This window comes from Borreliella chilensis (genome assembly GCA_000808095.1).
Taxonomy (GTDB): domain Bacteria; phylum Spirochaetota; class Spirochaetia; order Borreliales; family Borreliaceae; genus Borreliella; species Borreliella chilensis.
The window spans coordinates 864,996-883,774 of sequence record CP009910.1 but is presented as its reverse complement, the minus strand read 5'-3'; the positions used below and the strand labels follow the sequence as shown (position 1 = coordinate 883,774).

12 protein-coding genes are annotated in these 18,779 nt (G+C 27.4%); 8 read left to right on the top strand and 4 right to left on the bottom strand.

Annotation, left to right across the window (positions count from 1 at the left end; translation table 11 throughout):
* Nucleotides 1-4 precede the first annotated feature (4 nt).
* Genes OY14_04175 through OY14_04165 form a run of 3 tightly spaced genes read left to right on the top strand, consistent with a single transcriptional unit; the run spans nucleotide 5 to nucleotide 6,195 of the window.
* Complete coding sequence (locus OY14_04175) at nucleotides 5-2,224, top strand: ATPase AAA (GenBank protein ID AJA90608.1); 2,220 nt, start codon at nucleotides 5-7, stop codon at nucleotides 2,222-2,224.
* A gap of 30 nt (nucleotides 2,225-2,254) precedes the next feature.
* Nucleotides 2,255-5,383, top strand: a complete 3,129-nt coding sequence (locus OY14_04170) for an isoleucyl-tRNA synthase (protein AJA90607.1) — start codon at nucleotides 2,255-2,257, stop codon at nucleotides 5,381-5,383.
* The gene (locus OY14_04165) at nucleotides 5,377-6,195 is read left to right on the top strand and encodes a lipoprotein (protein AJA90606.1); all 819 of its coding nucleotides are present in this window, start codon (nucleotides 5,377-5,379) and stop codon (nucleotides 6,193-6,195) included. Before OY14_04170 ends, OY14_04165 begins: the two co-directional genes overlap by 7 nt.
* A 15-nt stretch (nucleotides 6,196-6,210) precedes the next feature.
* Here the strand turns inward: OY14_04165 and OY14_04160 are convergent, their stop codons facing one another.
* From OY14_04160 to OY14_04150, 3 genes are read right to left on the bottom strand one after another with little or no spacing between them, the layout of a single operon-like run.
* The gene (locus tag OY14_04160; GenBank protein ID AJA90605.1) at nucleotides 6,211-7,134 is read right to left on the bottom strand and encodes a XylR family transcriptional regulator; all 924 of its coding nucleotides are present in this window, start codon (nucleotides 7,132-7,134) and stop codon (nucleotides 6,211-6,213) included.
* A gap of 33 nt (nucleotides 7,135-7,167) precedes the next feature.
* Entirely contained in the window at nucleotides 7,168-10,011 is a 2,844-nt protein-coding gene (locus OY14_04155; GenBank protein AJA90604.1) for an exonuclease SbcC, read from the bottom strand.
* Nucleotides 9,998-11,239: a nuclease SbcCD subunit D gene (locus tag OY14_04150; GenBank protein ID AJA90603.1), complete on the bottom strand. Its 1,242-nt coding sequence runs from the start codon at nucleotides 11,237-11,239 to the stop codon at nucleotides 9,998-10,000. The genes OY14_04155 and OY14_04150 overlap by 14 nt, the downstream gene beginning before the upstream one ends.
* 74 nt (nucleotides 11,240-11,313) lie before the next feature.
* Here OY14_04150 and OY14_04145 point away from each other — a divergent pair, with 74 nt between their 5' ends.
* The 4 genes from OY14_04145 (at nucleotide 11,314) to OY14_04130 (ending at nucleotide 17,743) form a co-directional block, all read left to right on the top strand.
* Nucleotides 11,314-13,866 carry a DNA topoisomerase I gene (locus tag OY14_04145; protein AJA90602.1) on the top strand — a complete coding sequence of 851 codons (2,553 nt, stop codon included), beginning with the start codon at nucleotides 11,314-11,316 and terminating at the stop codon, nucleotides 13,864-13,866.
* Nucleotides 13,867-13,868: 2 nt separating this feature from the next.
* Nucleotides 13,869-16,340 (top strand): ATP-dependent helicase, encoded by a 2,472-nt coding sequence (locus OY14_04140; protein AJA90601.1) that lies wholly within the window; start codon nucleotides 13,869-13,871, stop codon nucleotides 16,338-16,340.
* A 112-nt stretch (nucleotides 16,341-16,452) separates the two neighbouring features.
* Nucleotides 16,453-16,968 (top strand): hypothetical protein, encoded by a 516-nt coding sequence (locus OY14_04135; protein ID AJA90600.1) that lies wholly within the window; start codon nucleotides 16,453-16,455, stop codon nucleotides 16,966-16,968.
* The gene (locus OY14_04130) at nucleotides 16,961-17,743 is read left to right on the top strand and encodes a membrane protein (protein AJA90599.1); all 783 of its coding nucleotides are present in this window, start codon (nucleotides 16,961-16,963) and stop codon (nucleotides 17,741-17,743) included. Before OY14_04135 ends, OY14_04130 begins: the two co-directional genes overlap by 8 nt.
* On the opposite strand, the gene OY14_04125 is transcribed toward OY14_04130, so the two are convergent.
* Nucleotides 17,736-18,281 (bottom strand): hypothetical protein, encoded by a 546-nt coding sequence (locus OY14_04125; GenBank protein AJA90598.1) that lies wholly within the window; start codon nucleotides 18,279-18,281, stop codon nucleotides 17,736-17,738. The genes OY14_04130 and OY14_04125 overlap by 8 nt on opposite strands.
* 80 nt (nucleotides 18,282-18,361) lie before the next feature.
* Here OY14_04125 and OY14_04120 point away from each other — a divergent pair, with 80 nt between their 5' ends.
* Nucleotides 18,362-18,733 (top strand): hypothetical protein, encoded by a 372-nt coding sequence (locus OY14_04120; GenBank protein ID AJA90597.1) that lies wholly within the window; start codon nucleotides 18,362-18,364, stop codon nucleotides 18,731-18,733.
* Nucleotides 18,734-18,779 lie beyond the last annotated feature (46 nt).

Here is an 18,779-nt window from a genome sequence, read left to right as displayed (position 1 = left end):
AAATTTGGTAGAAATAGATTCAAAAGAAATTGCAAGAAAAAATAAAAATAAAGAAGTTTCAACTTGGCACCTATTAATGTCTATAATTATCACTCCAAAAAAATCTGAAATAAAATTTATAGATACCAAAACTCTAAAGAACATTAAACAAGAAGCTATATCTGAAATAGAAAAATTAGAAAAAATTTTAATAGAAAAAAATGAAATAATCATTCCCAAAATTAATAAAGAGATTTTTACTCTCATAAAAGAGGCCAAAAAGGAGTTTAAATCTAAAACCTTAATAGGAGCAAAAGAAATTTTTTATCAAATATTAAAAAATAAAAAACTTCTAAAAAAGTACAAACTAAGTAAATCTAGCTTCGACTTTAAAGATCAAAACACATTAGAATACATGGAAAAAAATAAAATAAGATTAATTGAAACCTATAAAGAATTTGATGAAGAAATAAGATTTGAAAATGAGCACTTTGAAATTGGAAAATATGTTAAAAATTTAACAGCACTTGCAAAAGCTAAAAAATTAGACCCCTTGATTGGAAGAGAAGAGGAGATTAAAACTCTTACAAATATACTCTTAAGGAGAAACAAAAATAGCGCAATGCTAATAGGTGAGCCTGGAGTAGGAAAAACAGCAATAGTTGAAGGACTTGCATCAAGCATAGCACAAAAAAAAATAAGCGCCAAACTGCAAAACAAAACAATTTTAATGCTTAAAGTTTCAAGCTTAGTGTCAGGAACAAAATATAGAGGCGAATTTGAAGATCGTTTAAACAATATAATTAAGTTTATTGAAAAAAATAAAAACACAATAATATTTATTGACGAAATACATACCTTAATAGGAGCTGGAAACTCTGAAGGAGCTCTTGATGCATCAAATATATTAAAACCATCACTTTCTAGAGCTGAAATACAAATTATTGGAGCAACTACTTATAATGAATATCGAAAATACATTTCAAAAGACAAAGCATTTGCCAGAAGATTCCAAACAATCACTGTAAAAGAACCCAATGAAAAAGATACCTTAAAAATAATTAAAAATATTGCAAAAAATTTCGAAGACTATCATGGAGTAATCTATGAAAAAAACGCGCTTATAAATATAGTAAAACTTTCATCCAAATATCTAATAAACAAAAGATTTCCAGACAAAGCAATAGATATAATAGATATTGCTGGTGCAATTAAAAAAGAAGAACTTACAAAAGACAACATCATAACATCCGATGATATACAAAAAGCAGTAAATGAAATACTATCCATCAAAAAAACAAATAACATAAAAGAAGAAATTTTAGAATTAAAAGAAGTAGAAAATAGAATCAATCAAAAAGTGATCGGACAAAAAAATGCAGTAAATGAGCTTATTAAAGAAATTATTAAAATTAAACTTGGACTCAATGACGATTCTAAGCCTTTAACTTCAATATTGTTAATAGGGTCAAATGGATGTGGGAAAACCACTTTAACTGATGAACTATCTAAAAAAATTATTAAAGATCAAAATTCAGTATTAAAACTAGATATGTCGGATTACAGAGAAGAAAACTCTATCTCAAAATTAATTGGGACAAATCCAGGATACGTGGGTTACTCTGATGGAGGAATTCTAACAAACAAATTAAAACATTCATTTGAAACTTTCCTATTGTTTGAAAACATTGAAAATGCCCACAACTCTATATTAAACTTAATAAGTCGAATGCTTGAAAATGGAGAACTTATTGATAGCAAAGAAGATAAAATACTGTTTAAAAACACAATTATAATAATGACTACAAGCATTGGATCTAGAATGCTTCTTGGAGAGAAGAATATCGGATTTAACAAAAATCAACAAAAAAACACAGAAATAAAAGATTTAAAAGAAGAAATAAAACAAAATCTTGAAAAAAGATTTACATCATCTCTTTTAGATAAAATTCAAAAAAAAATTGTCCTAAATGTCCTAACAAAAGACAATGTAGAAGAAATTTGCAAAAATTACTTAAACAACCTTAGGACAAAATTTTATTCTAAAGGAATTGAAATAGAAATAAAAAAAGATGTTAACAACTTTATAACTAAAAAATACTATAAAAAAAATTCAGGAGCAAGAAGCGTAATTACTGCAATAAAAGAAAAAATAGAAGAAAAGATTATCACCAAAATAGCTGAGAATCAAAACATAAGCAAAATAACAGTTTATTTAGAAAAAGAAGAGATAATAATAGAATAAATAAAGGATGATAAAATAAAGGAGAATTATATGTTCAAAAAAGTAGAAAACAAGGCAAATTTTCCTAAAATAGAAGAAAAAATATTAAAATTTTGGGCTGACAACAAGATCTTTGAAAAATCAATGGAGCAACGAAAAGGTTGTGAAGAATTTACATTTTATGACGGGCCACCTTTTGCAACAGGACTTCCTCATTTTGGACACTTTGTTCCAAACACAATAAAAGACATAATTCCAAGATACAAAACAATGCAAGGTAAATATGTTAAAAGAAATTTTGGATGGGATACTCACGGCCTGCCTGTTGAATACGAAGTAGAAAAAAAATTAGGAATTTCTGGTAAATACGAAATAGAAAATTATGGTATTGAAAACTTTAACAAAGAATGCAAAAAAATAGTGCTTAGATATACAAAAGAATGGGAAAATATAATCTTAAGACTTGGAAGATGGGTAAATTTTGAAAAAGGCTACAAAACTATGGATATAAACTTCATGGAATCTGTATGGTGGGTATTTCAAAATCTTTACAATAAAGGTTTAATCTACGAAAGTTACTATGTGCTACCCTATTCCCCAAAACTTGCAACCCCACTCTCAAACTTTGAAGTAAATCTTGGAGAATATAAAGAAGTTAATGACCCGTCATTAACAATAAAGTTTAAAATAAAAGATAAAAACGAATACTTATTAGCATGGACAACCACACCTTGGACGTTGCCCTCAAACCTTGGAATTGCAGTAGGACAAGAGATAAAATATTCTAAAATATTTGACAAAAAAAGAGAAGAAACATTAATACTCGGATCAAAAAAGCTCAATAGCTATTATGATAATGAAAATTCATATACTATTTTAGAAGAATTCAAAGGAAACAAGCTTGAAGGAATAGAATACGAACCTATTTTCAACTACTTTTTAGAACAAAAAGATAAAGGAGCCTTCAAAATCCACACAGCCGATTATGTTACAACTGACGATGGAACAGGAATTGTTCATATTGCTCCTTTTGGAGAAGAAGACTACAAAATACTTAAAAAGCATACAAATGTCGATATAATAGACCCCTTGGATGCTGAATGTAGATTTACAGATCAGGTAAAAGATTTTAAAGGACTCTTTGTAAAAGATGCCGATAAAAAAATAATAGAAAACCTAAAATCCCGCAATTTTTTATTCAAAAGAGAAAATTATCTGCACAGATATCCATTTTGCTACAGAACAAACTGCCCAATTATTTACAGACCAATAAGCTCATGGTTTGTAAATGTAGAAAAAATAAAAACTAAACTCTTAAAAGTAAATGAAAAAATTAATTGGATGCCAGCCCATTTAAAAAAAGGGAGATTTGGAAAATGGCTGGAAAATGCAAAGGATTGGGCAATAAGCAGAAACAGATTTTGGGGAAATCCAATTCCAATCTGGATATGCTCAAAAACAGGAGAAAAAATTTGCGTTGGATCAAAAGAAGAACTTGAAAAACTATCTGGTAAAAAAATCGAAGACTTACACAAAGACAAAGTAGATAAAATAACCTGGCCAAGCAAAAATGGCGGCACATTTATAAGAACAAGCGAAGTTCTAGATTGTTGGTTTGAATCTGGAGCAATGCCTTACGCAAGCAATCACTATCCATTCACAAACAAAAATAATTTTAAAAATGTATTTCCTGCTGACTTTATTGCAGAAGGGTTAGATCAAACAAGAGGATGGTTTTATACTCTTACAATTCTAGGAACTTCTCTTTTTGAAAGCACAGCATTCAAAAATGTCATTGTAAATGGACTTGTACTTTCAAGCGACGGAAGAAAAATGTCAAAATCCTTTAGAAATTACACAGATCCAATGAAAGTAATAGATAGCTTTGGAGCTGATGCCTTAAGACTTTATCTAATAATGAGCCCTGTAATCAAAGCCGATGATTTAAAATATAGCGACAATGGAGTAAAAGAAGTTCTTAAAAATGTAATAATACCTATTTGGAACGCTTATTCCTTTTTCACAACCTATGCAATAATTGACAAATTTGAACCTTCAAAAACCCTCAACTTAGCTAAAAACAATAATCTTGACAAATGGATCATAAGTGAACTTGAAAGTCTGAAAAAAATACTAAATAGAGAAATAGACAGATACAATTTAACAAAATCAATAGAATCTCTTACTGAATTTATAGATAAATTAAATAATTGGTATATAAGAAGATCTAGAAGAAGATTTTGGAAATCAGAAAATGATAAAGACAAAAACGATGCCTACGAAACCTTATATTATGTAATCAAAAATTTAATAATTTTACTTGCACCCTTTATTCCGTTTATAACAGAAGAGATTTATCAAAATTTAAAAACCGATGAAGACAAGCAATCAATACATCTTAACGATTATCCAAAAGCAAACGAAAATTTTATTAACAAAACAATTGAAAAAAAAATAAATCTTGCAAGAAAAATAACTTCAATGGCAAGATCACTCAGATCATTACACAATATAAAAATACGCATGCCTATTGGCACAATATATATTGTCACAAAAAATCAAAATGAACAAAATATGCTAATAGAAATGCAAGAAATAATACTAGATGAAATAAATGCTAAGGAAATGAAAATAAAATCTAACGAAGAAGAGCTCATAACTTACAAAGCAAAAGCAAATTTTAAAGAACTTGGTAAAAAGCTTGGGAAAGATATGAAAACAGTATCTATTGAGATTGGTAAGCTAAAAAATGAAGAAATAATAAAAATAATAAATGGAATATCTTACGAAATAAAAACAGCCAATACACAGCATTACTTGTCATTAAATGATATAATATTGGAAAGAAAAGAAAAAGACAACTTAAAAATAATAAATGAAGATTCCATTACAATAGGAATAGACTCTCTAATCACACAAGAATTGTATTTGGAAGGGCTTTCAAGAGAACTTGTAAGGCAAATCCAAAATTTAAGAAAAGAAAAAAATTTTGATGTTAGTGATAGAATAAACTTATACATAGAAAATAATACAACATTAAAAGAAATACTAAATAAATTTGAAAAATATATTAAAAATGAAACATTGACACTAAATATAACATTAAACAAAAACAAGTTAGAAAAAAAAATAAACCTTGACGACGACATATTTACAATGATAGGAATTGAAAAATGTTAAAAATATTAAGAAAAATAATTACTATTTCGTGTCTCATGGGATGCACCAGTATACCTTACAGTCCCCCAAAACAAAATCTAAATTATCTAATGGAACTTTTGCCTGACGCAAATTTATATGCCCATATAAATTTAATTAAAAACAGATCCATCTACAGCTCTTTAAGCCCTAAATACAAATCCATTCTTGGGCTTGTAAACAATTTATACTTTAGCTATAAAAAAGAAAATAACGACTTTGCTATACTAATAATGGGTAATTTCCCAAAAGATATTTTCTGGGGAATCCATAAAAATAGAAACACAGAATCAATAGGAAATATACTCACAAGCCCAAAATGGAAACTTAAAAATTCAAACATATACATTACCCCAAACAGAGCTAGAACTAGTATCACAATAACCCAAAAAGACAAAACAATAAAAAAAGACAACATGCTAACAACAAAATATATTAAAGAAATAGAAAAAAATGAAATGTTTTTTTGGATTCAAGATCCTACATTACTTTTCCCAAGGCAAATAGCAAGTAGCAGTAAAAATTTAATTCCTTTTAATAGTGGAACCTTGACTATAAGCAGTTTAAATCAAAAAGAATATATCTTAAAATCTTTGATCGAAACAAATAATCCAGCAATATTAAAAATATTATCAAAGAAATTAATCCCAAATATCTTGACCAATATAACTAACTTATCAATCTCAAGCCAAATAAAGGCAACAATAAAAGACCAAAATACAGTAGAAATAGAATTTAATATTCAAAAATCTAGTGTAGAAAATCTTATAGCAAAGCTAGCTTCAAATATCTAAACCTAAAAAGAGTCATTATTCCGCTTTTTGACAAGTAAAGTAATGATACAAAGCTCCAATTTTACCAGACTCATTATTAAATTTAGTTGGTTCAAGTGTTACAAGATTTTTTATATTATTATTGTTAATAAACGCCATTTCTAAAGACCATAAATTTTCTAATTTTTCATATATTCTATCTATTAAATCAGATCTTGTACTTATTCCGCCCCCAATCAAAATTTTTTCAGGATTTAAAATAAAGGTTAAATTAAAAATACCAAATGACAAATTCTCAAAAAATCTGTCAACTTCATTTTTAGCATGAATATTCCCATTCTCAGCAAGATCAAAAACATATTCTCCTGAAATCTCCTTTAAAGGCTTCTCTAAACGCATAGCAACTCTTTTCCTTAAGGCCGAAACAGAAGAAATAGATTCCCATCTACAATTAAAAGGAATATTATTGCTAATACCTCTAGTAATCATAAACCCAACCTCTCCAGACATAAAAGAGCTTCCTCTTAAAAGCTTGCCATTTGTAAAAATCCCAGCACCAATTCCTGTTCCAAGAGTCATGGCAATAAAATCACTAGAGTCAATAGCATTACCCTTGAATTTTTCTGCTAAAGCCACGCAATTAGCATCATTTTCAATTTCTGTACTTATCCCAGTTAAAGATTCTAGCCTCTCTTTTAAAGGATAATTAACAAAACCAGGAATAGCATTTACTCTAATGACATTTCCCTTAAGATCAACAAAGCCGGGAATACAAATTGCAACTCCAGCTATATCACTTGATTTTTTGTAAGAATTAATAAGGTTAACTAAAATATTTACTTGTTCATCAGGAGTAGTACCCGTTCTTATTTCATTTTTATCAAAAAAACTACCGCTTGAATCTGCAAGCGAATATTTAGTACTAGTCCCACCAACATCAATTGCCAAATAACGTTTCATATTTATCCTCAAAGGCTAATTATATATAAATGATTATAAACTTTCCATATCAATATAAGAAATTTTAGAAATCTTGTTTATGACTATTTGTGTTTTAATCATCTCCTTCAAATAAGAAACGTGAGAAATTATCCCAATTTGACGTCCGGTCATTATTTGAAATTTGGAAAGCTTAGGCATAACCTGAGCTAAAGTATCTTCATCAAGATTACCAAAACCTTCATCTAAAAAAAAAGCTTCTATTCTTAGCTCACTATCCCTTATTTTATCAGATAAGGCTAAAGACAAAGCTAAAGATACAAGAAATTTCTCACCTCCAGACAAAGTTTTTACCGTTCTTATTTTATTAACATCTTTTTTATCTTCAATTAAAAAATCAAAATCTTTGCTCTCTTTGTTAGTTTTAAGCTCAAAATCGGGGAAAATCCACCTTAAATACTTTTCATTAGCCAACCTTAAAATGTCATTAATTAAAAAAGTTTGCACATAATATTTTAATCCAGAAGATCTAATAACCACCTTCTTTAGAACATCTAGTTTATCTTTCCTTTTCTGAGCAAGACTTAATTCCTCTCTTATTGCGTTCAAATTAATTCTTTGTTGATTAATCTTTTTTTGAAGAACTTGAAAAGCTAAAAGCTTTATTTTATATTTCTCAATATTTCCAGATAAAAATTCAAGTTTAGAGCTAATCGATAAGCTCAATTTTTGTAAAAAATGCAGACTATTTTTATTAACTTGTTCGAAAACAGCTTCTGATTCAACAGAAAATGAGCTAGAAACAACACTTTTCAAGTTTGAAACTACATTAGTAAAACTATTTTGCTCTTCGTTTAATCTCTCTTTTAAACTCAATATAGATTCATTTATAAATTTAATTTGGGTTTCAGTTTTAATTTTTAAGTTGCCCAAATTTTCAAGATTCAAAACAAGCTTACCCCACTCATCTTCTATGCTTTTCTGCCTAGCTAAAATAATGTTAAATTCTCTTTCCAAAGAAGCATGATCATTAAAACTTAAATTTAAATTAAGTTTTAATGATAAACTTTTAATCTTTGAAAGGTTTTGATCAAAATTTTGATTTTTTAAAGAAATCTCAATTTTTAAATCTCTTTCCCTAATTTTAAATTGTTCAAGCTTTTCCATCTTATTTTCAAATGCTAAAATTTTTTCTTTGTCAAAATAATCTATATATTTATCAAACAATGTTTTCCCAATCAATCTTAAAATTTCAGAATTATTCTTTTCAAACTCCAATGCATTAAGCTGTTGCTTAGAAATTTCTTCTTGTCTACAAGAAAGCTGATATTTAAGTTCATCAATTTGATTTTGTATTAAATGAAGTTTCGAATTTAAAGTGTAAAGATCTTTTAAACTACAAACCGCTAATTTATCTTTATGTTGATAATTTTTATATTCAACCTCAATATATTTCAGTTTCTCTTTATCAGTCTCAATGGAGAAATTTTTATCATCAAGATATTTTAACAATTCTTTATATAAATCAATCCTAATAATATTTTTTTCCTTTTTATTAAAATCTTCTTCACTAGTAGACTTTAATAAAAACTCCAATCTATCTCTATATTTTGAAATCAGCTCATCATTAAACGTCTGGAATAATTTCAATGCTTCATAGTAAATATACTTGTCAAAATCAAAACTAGACTTCTCAGAAGAAATACTTTTAATCTCATTATTTTTTTTACTTTGAGACTTTAATAATTCTTTTTTCTCACACTCAAGACTATTTTTCCTTAAAAGCAAACTTTGATAATCATTATCAGTAAACCTAAAATTAGAAATATTAAAATTTTTATTATAAAGTTCCTTAACATAATTAAAATTAAAATTATTATTATCTAAACCTTTAATTTCTTTTAAATTATTCATAACTTTTGAAAGCTCTAAATCAAGCAATTTACTATCATTAAATAATTCGCCCTGCATAAAAACAAGATTTTTCAAATTCCAAAAGTCTGCACACAAATAAATTTTTCTCTCCAAATCTAAATTTTCTTTTAATTTCTTTTGAAGAGAATATTTCATCTCTAAAGAACCTTGATATTCAATCTGAGAAGATAATTTATCCTCTAAAGCAGACATCTCAATTTCCAAGTCTAAACATTTCTCATTAGCCGCTATTGCCTGATTGCACAAAGAAATAGCTCTTTTAATATTTTCAAGATCAATTTCTAACTGACCAATATCAACTAAATCTAAATAATCCTTAAGAGATTTAAACTCTCTCTCATCATAATCAAGAATTGATTTTTCATAAGATTCGGAATTTAACAATTTATCTATATTAAACTTTGTACGCTCAAAATCGCTTTTTAAAAAAAATTCCAAATTATCATATTTTTTCAAGTTAAAAATATTATCAATTATTGCAGTTTTCTCTTTAGGATTTGATATTAAAAACTCTTGAAAATTACCTTGTGGCAAAATTACAGTTTGACAAAACTGATTAAAATCTAATCGACAAAGATTTTTAATATATTCTAAAACATCAGTTCGACCCTCAACAATCCTATCGTCAAAAAAACAACTAAGCAACATATTTTTGGGGGTTTCTATATTTTTTACATTAAGCTCAATAAAAGATTCATAAATCCTCCCAGAAATAGTAAATTTTAGTTTAACATAAGCGCTAGTCTCACCTTTTGATATAATATCTACAATTTTTTTACCAAGCCTATAAACACGAGCATAAAGAGCCAAAGTTATGCAATCTAAAATAGTGCTTTTACCTGAGCCAGTATTGCCTGAGATTAAAAAAATACCTGATTGTCTTAAAACCGGAGTATCAAAATCTAACTCATGCTCACCCTTATAAGAAGCAATATTTTTGAATATAAGTTTATTTATCCTCATATTCGCCTAAATACCCCTTCGTTAAAACCTCATTAAAAAGAGAAATAAGCTCTTCTTCATTAAATTTAATATCCTTAATAACACCACTTTCAAAATCTCTTCTCAATTTTTTCTCAAAAAAATATTTTTCATCCATTTCAAGTATTTCAAATTCTTCAATAAAGCTTGAATCATCTTGCATATCTTGACTTGATAGTAAAGAATAAGAAATAGAAACTAAATTCATAAAATTAAGCTTTGCTAAATCATAAATGGTCTCCTCAGCACCAGTATCAACTGCTTCATTAAGTTCAATCTTCAAATAAATAGTAAAAGACTCTTCCTTTTTAAAATTAGACAAAAAGTCAAGAACCTCTTCCAAAGAACCCTTAACAAGGATTAACTTATTAAAAACAGGCAGCAAAAATGCTTCCTGCAAGATTAATTTATTGTTATCAAAATGTAAAACATTTATGTATTTATCATTAGTCTCATTAAATGAATATTGCATGGGAGATCCTGAATAAACAATATTATCTCTTAGTTTCATGAATTTATGAATATGTCCAAGAGCAACATAAGAAAAACCATTTCCAAAAACATTAAAAGGAATAATGTAACTACCCCCCAAGGTATCAATCTTTTTACTGCTGCCAAAAAAAGAATGCGCCATTAATATTGTAGGAATTCCTTTATACTCGTTTTTCAAAAAATTAGATAACCTTGATATCTTTTCTCTGTAAGCATTTTCTAAATTTTCAAGAAATAGCTTATTAGAATGTTGATATTCTAATTCAAAAATATTGTCAAAATTGTGCCCTAAAACAAGTCTTTCATTTATATGTGGAAAACAAACAACAATAAACTTAAGACATCCATTATCTTTTAAGAAAACTATTTGATCATCAGAATCATATTCTGTTATTAAAAAAAAATTAAACCTTGAAAGAAGTTTTTTATTGATACTCAAATAATCTCTTTTGTCATGGTTCCCAGAAATAACCACACACCATTTACAAGAAGTAAAAGAAAGTTCGTAAAAAAAATTATTCACCAACCTTTGCTCTTCAAATCCAGGCCTCTTAGAATCATACACGTCCCCAGCAACCAGTAGAAGATCTATTTTTTCTTTCTTAATAAATTCTAAAAGAAAGGACAAAAAATTTCTCTGCTCCTTAAGTACCGAAAAATTTTCAATTTTTTTACCAATATGCCAATCTGAAGTATGCAAAATTCTATAATTGTTCACAAAATACTCTCACTTTTTTTAATTCTTAAATTATGTTTATATATTATAATACAATATATAAACATAAGGAATTTATGCAAAATAGAAAATTGATAATAGTTGAATCACCAACAAAAGCCAAAACAATAAAAAAGTTTCTTGATGACTCATTCTTAGTAGAAGCGTGCATTGGACATATAGTAGATTTGCCAAACAATGCAAAAGAAATCCCCAAGGAATACAAAGCATATGAATGGGCAAATATTTCTGTAGATTATAAAAACGGATTTAATCCAATTTACATTATTCCTAATAATAAAAAACCAATTGTATCAAAACTAAAAAAAATGATAAAAACAATAAATGAAATATATCTTGCAACCGACCAAGACAGAGAAGGAGAAACTATAGCATACCATTTAAAAGAAGTGTTGAAAATAAAAAATTACAAACGAATGATATTTCATGAAATTACAGAAACAGCAATAACCGAATCACTAAAAAATACTAGAAATATAGACATGAATCTTGTCAATGCTGGTGAAGCACGAAGAATATTAGACCGACTATATGGATATACCATCTCCCCACTACTTTGGAAAAAAGTAGCTTATGGACTTTCTGCTGGACGAGTGCAATCTGTTGGATTAAAATTATTAATAGAAAAAGAAAAAACTAGAATAGATTTTAAAAAAGCCAATTATTATTCAATTCTACTTCAATGCAAACACGAGGAAAAAGATGTACTACTTGAAACAAAATTAGAAAAAATTGAAGGCAAAAATATAGCAGAAAGTAAAGACTTCATAAATGAAACTGGAAAACTTACAAACAACAGCAAAACAATAATAATAACCCAAGATTTAATGATCGAGCTTGAAAAAGAATTGAAAAATGGACAAAAGTTGGAATTGATATCAATAGAAACTAAGAAAATAAAAATATCTCCTCCAAAACCATTTACTACATCTACACTTCAGCAAGAAATAAATAAACGCCTTAAAATTGGAACAAAGCAAATCATGCAATATGCTCAAAAACTTTACGAATATGGATACATTACCTATATGAGAACAGACTCTCACAATATTGCTAAAATTGCAAGAGAAAAAATAACAAAAATAATAAAAACCAAATACGGAAAAGAGTACATAGAGGAAAAAGAGAGAATTTATGGAAAAGAAAAAATGGCCCAAAGCGCACATGAGGCAATTAGACCTTCTGAAATGTTTATTCCAAACGAAAACATAGAAATAGAAAGTAAAACTGCTAAAGAAATCTACAAAATAATATGGGATAGAACTATTATTTCTGGAATGAAAGATGCAATAAAAGAAACTATCAAACTGACTTTTAAATATAAAAACTTAATTTTCAAATCAAGTTTTACAAAAATAATTTTTGATGGATTTCTTAAACACACTAAAGAAAAAGATGAACACCTTAACATAAATTTTGATTTAATTAAAAAAGGGGATACGTTTTTTATAATTAAAACAAAAACAAACAAGCACGAAACAAAAGCCCCATTTAGATACACAGAAGCATCTCTTGTGCAAAAAATGGAAAAAGAGGGAATAGGTCGTCCTTCAACCTATTCTACAATTATATCGACACTTTTAGAAAGAGGATATGCATTCAAACTTAACAACACATTAATTCCAACTATAAAAGGAGCTGCTGTAATAAATCTTCTTGAAAAATATTTTCCAGTACTAATTGAGCTAAATTTCACCTCTAAAATGGAAGAAAAGTTGGATAAAATAGCAATAGGAAAGCTAGATAAAATAAAATATCTAAATCAATTCTATAATGGCAAAAAAGGATTAAAAGATTCAGTAATGCAACTAGAACCTAAAATTAATTCGTCTGAATTTAGAACTGTAATTGAAAATCAATACTTAGATGATGAAAATAATAACAGCATTAATTACACAATAAACATAGGCAAATATGGACCTTATTTGGTATTTAAAGGGCATAACTACTCAATTAACACAATAACCCCATTAGAAAATTTATACAAAAAAGATGAAATACAAAAAATAATAAATGAGAAAGCGTTAAAACCAAATATACTTGGCATTGATCCCTTAACAGGGCTTAATGTAATATTTAAAAACACAATTTACGGAAACATTGTACAACTTGGAGAAGACACTTATGCTCCTCAAGAATATACAAAAAAAGGAAAACCTAAAAAATTAAAAATAATAAAAGCAAAAAAAGCATCTACTAAAAAAATTGACCCTGAAAATATAACATTAGATCTTGCATTAAAATTACTCTCTCTACCAAAAACAATCGGCAAGTATCCTCAAACCAATGAGCACATCATTGCTGCAACTGGGGTTTTTGGAGATTATATTAAAACTGAAAGCGGAAGTATTACCTGCTCGCTAAAAAACGATGCAAAAGCATATGACATAACACTAGACAAGGCAATCAGCCTACTAAACGAAAAAGTTAATAAAGTGGGCATAATAGTTAAAATGATTGCATTTTCTAAAAACAAAATAGGCAACAAAATATATATTTACAAAAAAAACGATAAATTTTATGCTAAAATTAAAAGAAAGAAAATTGATTTGCCTGATAGCATTAATCTTGACGAAATAAATGAGAAATATGTATTTAGTTTGTTATAAATATGAATGATTTTAAACTTCCAATTTATAAATACAAAGATGAATTAATTAAAGTATTAGAAAAAAATAATGTTTTAATTGTTGAAAGTCCAACAGGAAGTGGAAAAACCACACAACTACCAAGAATAATATATGAAGCAGGTTTTGCAAAATTAGGCAAAATTGGAGTAACTCAGCCAAGAAGAATAGCTACAATATCAATAGCTGAATACATTGCCAAACACATTGGTGTAAACGTTGGAGAAGAAGTTGGTTACAAAATAAGATTTGAAGAGATTACAAGTCCAAAAACTAAAATAAAATTAATGACCGACGGAGTGCTTTTGCAAGAGCTAAAAAAAGATACATTGCTTTATGAGTATGACGTGATCATAATAGACGAAGCACATGAACGAAGCTTGAACATTGATTTTATATTAGGACTTATTAAAGACATTTTAAGAAAAAGAGATGACTTTAAAGTCATAGTTTCATCTGCTACAATAAACACAAAAATATTTTCAAAATATTTTAACAATGCACCAGTTGTTAGCATTGAAACCATAACATACCCAGTACAAATAATATACAATCCTCCTCTTTTAAACACATCAAAAGGAATGATATTAAAAATAAAAGAAATTGTCCTAAACGTAATAAAAGAAAAAAAAGCAGGAGATATACTTATATTTTTATCTGGAGAGAAAGAAATAAAAGAAACTATAAAAGAATTACAAGAATTAAATTCAAAAAAAAATTTAATAATATTCCCTTTATACGGACGAATGTCTAAAGAAGCTCAAGAACAAATATTTGTAGCTACTCCTAAAAATAAAAGAAAAATAATAGTATCAACAAATATTGCAGAAACATCAATCACAATTGAAAACATTAAAATAGTAATCGATAGCGGAAAAGTTAAAACAAATAAATTCCAAACAAAAACTCATACCTATTCACTCCAAGAAGTTCCAATTTCAAAATCATCAGCAACTCAAAGAGCCGGTCGAGCAGGAAGACTTTCAAAAGGAACTTGCTACAGACTTTATAAAAGAGAAGATTATCAACTAAGAGAAGATTATCAAAAAGAAGAAATATATCGAACAGACCTATCTGAAGTAATACTGAGAATGGCAGACATTGGAATCAGAGATTTTACCCACTTTGACTTTATCTCAAAACCATCCACACATTCCATTCAAACTGCAAGCAAAATTTTAAAATCGTTGGATGCTATCAACAATAAAAACGAACTTACAGAAATTGGTAAATATATGATACTATTCCCATTAGTACCAGCACATTCAAGAGCATTAGTTGAGGCAATGATAAATTATCCACAAGCAATCTATCAAACTACAATAGGTCTATCATTTTTATCCACAAGCGGAATTTTTATTCTACCCCAAAATGAAGAGATGGAAGCTAGACAAGCCCACTTAAAATATAAAAATCCAATGGGGGATTTAATTGGATTCGTCAATATATTTGAAGATTTTAAAAAAGCTACGAATAAAGAAGCTTACACAAAAGAAAATTATTTAGATCTACAAGGACTTGAAGAGATAGTAAATGTACAAATGCAGCTTGAGAGCATTGTTAGCAAATTAAATATACCAATAATACAAAAAAGTGTTTTTGACAACGAAGGATATTTAAAATCAATAATGCGAGGAATGAGAGATTATATTTGTTTTAAAACTTCAAAAAAGAAATATAAAACTATTAAAGCTCAAAATGTAATAATTCATCCCGGATCACTTATTAGTACTGATTCTGTAAAATATTTCGTTGCAGGAGAAATTATAGAAACTACAAAAATGTATGCAAGGTCAATTGGAGTCCTAAAAAAAGAATGGATTGAAGATATTAGCTTTAATGAAGATCCCAAAAATAAAAAAATTCCTGAAAAAGAAAAACAAATACCAAATACAAAACAGATAAAAATTATCAATGAAGTCAAAATAGGGAAAAAAAATTTCAAAGCTGAATATAAAAATAACATTTATGTAATAAAGATTAGCCTAGAAGAACTAAAAGAAATGATTGCAAAAAACGAATTAAACAATCAAAACAATGAAGAATTGAAAAAAATTAAAATACAATTGACACATGGAAATGTAACAGTATTCAACCACAAAAAATTCTCAGAAACTATAGAAATAGTCAAAGGAATGGGAAAAGATTGGCACTGTATAAAAAAATATGAAAAAAATAATGTAAATATTGATGACCCTGAAAAAATAAAACACCTTTTAGGGTGTACAATGCAGTTCATAAGCTCTCCCAAAAAAAAATTTGCTCTTTTTTTATCATTGGAAACAGATTGCTTTGGAAATTTTCGACTAAAACCCAAACAAAATTTCATAATGGCAATAGAAGAATCGATGGAAAGTATAAAAAGCCTGATAGAAAACGAAGAATACATACAAAAACTATATTCTATAAAGAAATTAATAAATAAGATTTACAAAAAATTAAATTATTTTTTTTAAACCCTGAACCTTGAAGCTTTATACTAATTGACAAGGTAAAAATCAAATGTTATTCAAATTAGCAGCAGCTTAAATTATTTTCATATTCTCAAAACAAAGTTTATAATAAATCATGGGTTGTCTATCTTTTTTTTGTGCTTTATTGTTTGTAACAATTACCCCTTTTGAATTACAAGGTAATAATAAGGAAAATATAGAAAATTTAAAAAAGCTACACATGCTTTATGATTTAACCAACAATTTGCCAAAAGAATTAGCAGTAATAAATAAAATTAAGAACCTTGACTTAGAACAATATTATCTATTAATTACAAAATACTATCTAAAAATAAAAAAATACAAAGAAGCTAATAACTTTTTAAGCAAAATGAACAAAAAAAAGATTAAAAACCAAAAAATAAAAACTGAAATTATTTCACTAAAATTAAGAATAAATGAAGATAATATTAATGAAGAAGAAATTAAAAATATATTAAATAATGAAAAAAATATAGATGTCAAAATAATTTATCAAATATTTAATCTTATAAAATTTAAAAATGAAAAATTAGCAACACAGCTAAAAAAGCTGATACTAACAAACTATCCCAAAAGCATTTATTCTTATAAAATAAAAAGAAATGAATAAAAAAATATTATCATTATTAATATTAATTTTAAGTAGTTCATCAGGACTAATGTTGTCCAAATCAATTCCTAGAAAAACCAAATACAAAATTATTAAGGGTTATTTCATAAATAGCAATTATGTTCTAGTGAAAATTGAAAATAAAGATCTGAAATTCACAATATCAAAGCCTATTTACGATAAAAAGCTAAATAATTACTACTTTAAAGGACAAAAAACAAGCAATTTCTTAATTTCCAACAATGTTGACATTGCAATTAACACAAGCCCATATGAAATTAAACACAGCATGTTTTTTCCCAAAGGGCTATACATATATAATAAAAAAATGATTTCAAAACAAATACCTAGCTATGGAGAGATTACAATAAAACATAACAAAATTGTATTAAATCCCAAAGAAGACGAACTAAAAAATTCCGATTACGGATTTAGCGGTTTTTTTGTTTTAATAAAAAATGGAAAATATAAAAAAAATTTTAAAGACACAAAACACCCAAGAACAATAATAGGAACTGATAAAAACAACAAGCATTTATTTCTTGCTACAATAGAAGGAAGAGGCGTCAATAATAGCAAAGGGGCTTCTCTTAATGAGGTTATTGATTTTGCATTAAGCTATGGCATGACCAATGCAATTAATCTAGACGGAGGGGGCTCAAGCACTCTTGTAGTAAAATCCAATAACGCTCCTCACAAATTAAACTTCACTGCAAACATCTTTGGACAAGAAAGATCTGTTCCATTTCACTTAGGAATAAAACTTCCTAATTAGAAAATCTCCAACCAACATTAAATCCAAGCATAATCTCAGTTGTTAATCCAGAAAAATTTTTATAATTAGAAAATGGAGAAATAGAAAGCATAAACAAGGGTCTAACATATAAACCTTCAATATCAGGAATAAAAAGATCCGCAGCAAGCCCCATGCTTAGAAAAAAAAGATTATAGCTATTAGAGCTCAAATCAAGAGTATATTTAAACCCAACCAATGGGAAAAGCATTCTAATCTGTTCTTTAAAAATCATTGGATATGTCCCATAAAGCCCAAAAGAAAAATATCTCCCATTGTGAGTAATAATAAAAGCCTCTTTATAAGACATTTCCAAAAGTACATAATTTGCATCAAAAAATAAATTCAAATTAATCCCGTGATCTGACCTAGTAAAATTTGGAGCAAATTTGGTGGAGCCTGTTTTATCAGTATAATTAGTAAATTGATAAGAAAATCCTCCCCCAAAAGACAGTGGATACGAAACAATTAAATTATTAGAAGAGATGAGAAATAAAATAAAAAAAAGATATTTCTTCATTAACAATCCTTAAAAATTCTAAAAAATACTATATTATTATAGTAACATACTAAAATAGTATATAAAAAATCAAGGAAATTATGAATACAAAAATATTATATTTACTATCCTTAATTCTTTTAGCTTGCAACAAAAATAACAAAATTCCTCTCATTCAAAAATTGAATTTGCCCCAAAGCAGCATTTTGGGGTTTAACAATAAAATGGGAATAATAATAAAAGACTATGCTTTTCTTAGCAAAAGCACCAAGAAAAACAGCGAATTGGATTACGATTACGTAATTTTACTTAGAAAAGATGAAGTCGTAAAAATTGAAAAAACACTAGAAAAAACGAAACGCTATGGAATTGAAGGACATTGGATCCTAGTCAATTACAAAGGAATTAAAAGCTATATCTTTAGCAAAGACATAAATATAATCAACAATCTAATAATTGAGCATACTAAATAACCCTACTACATCAACCGGACAAAGCCGGATGATGTAGCAAATTATT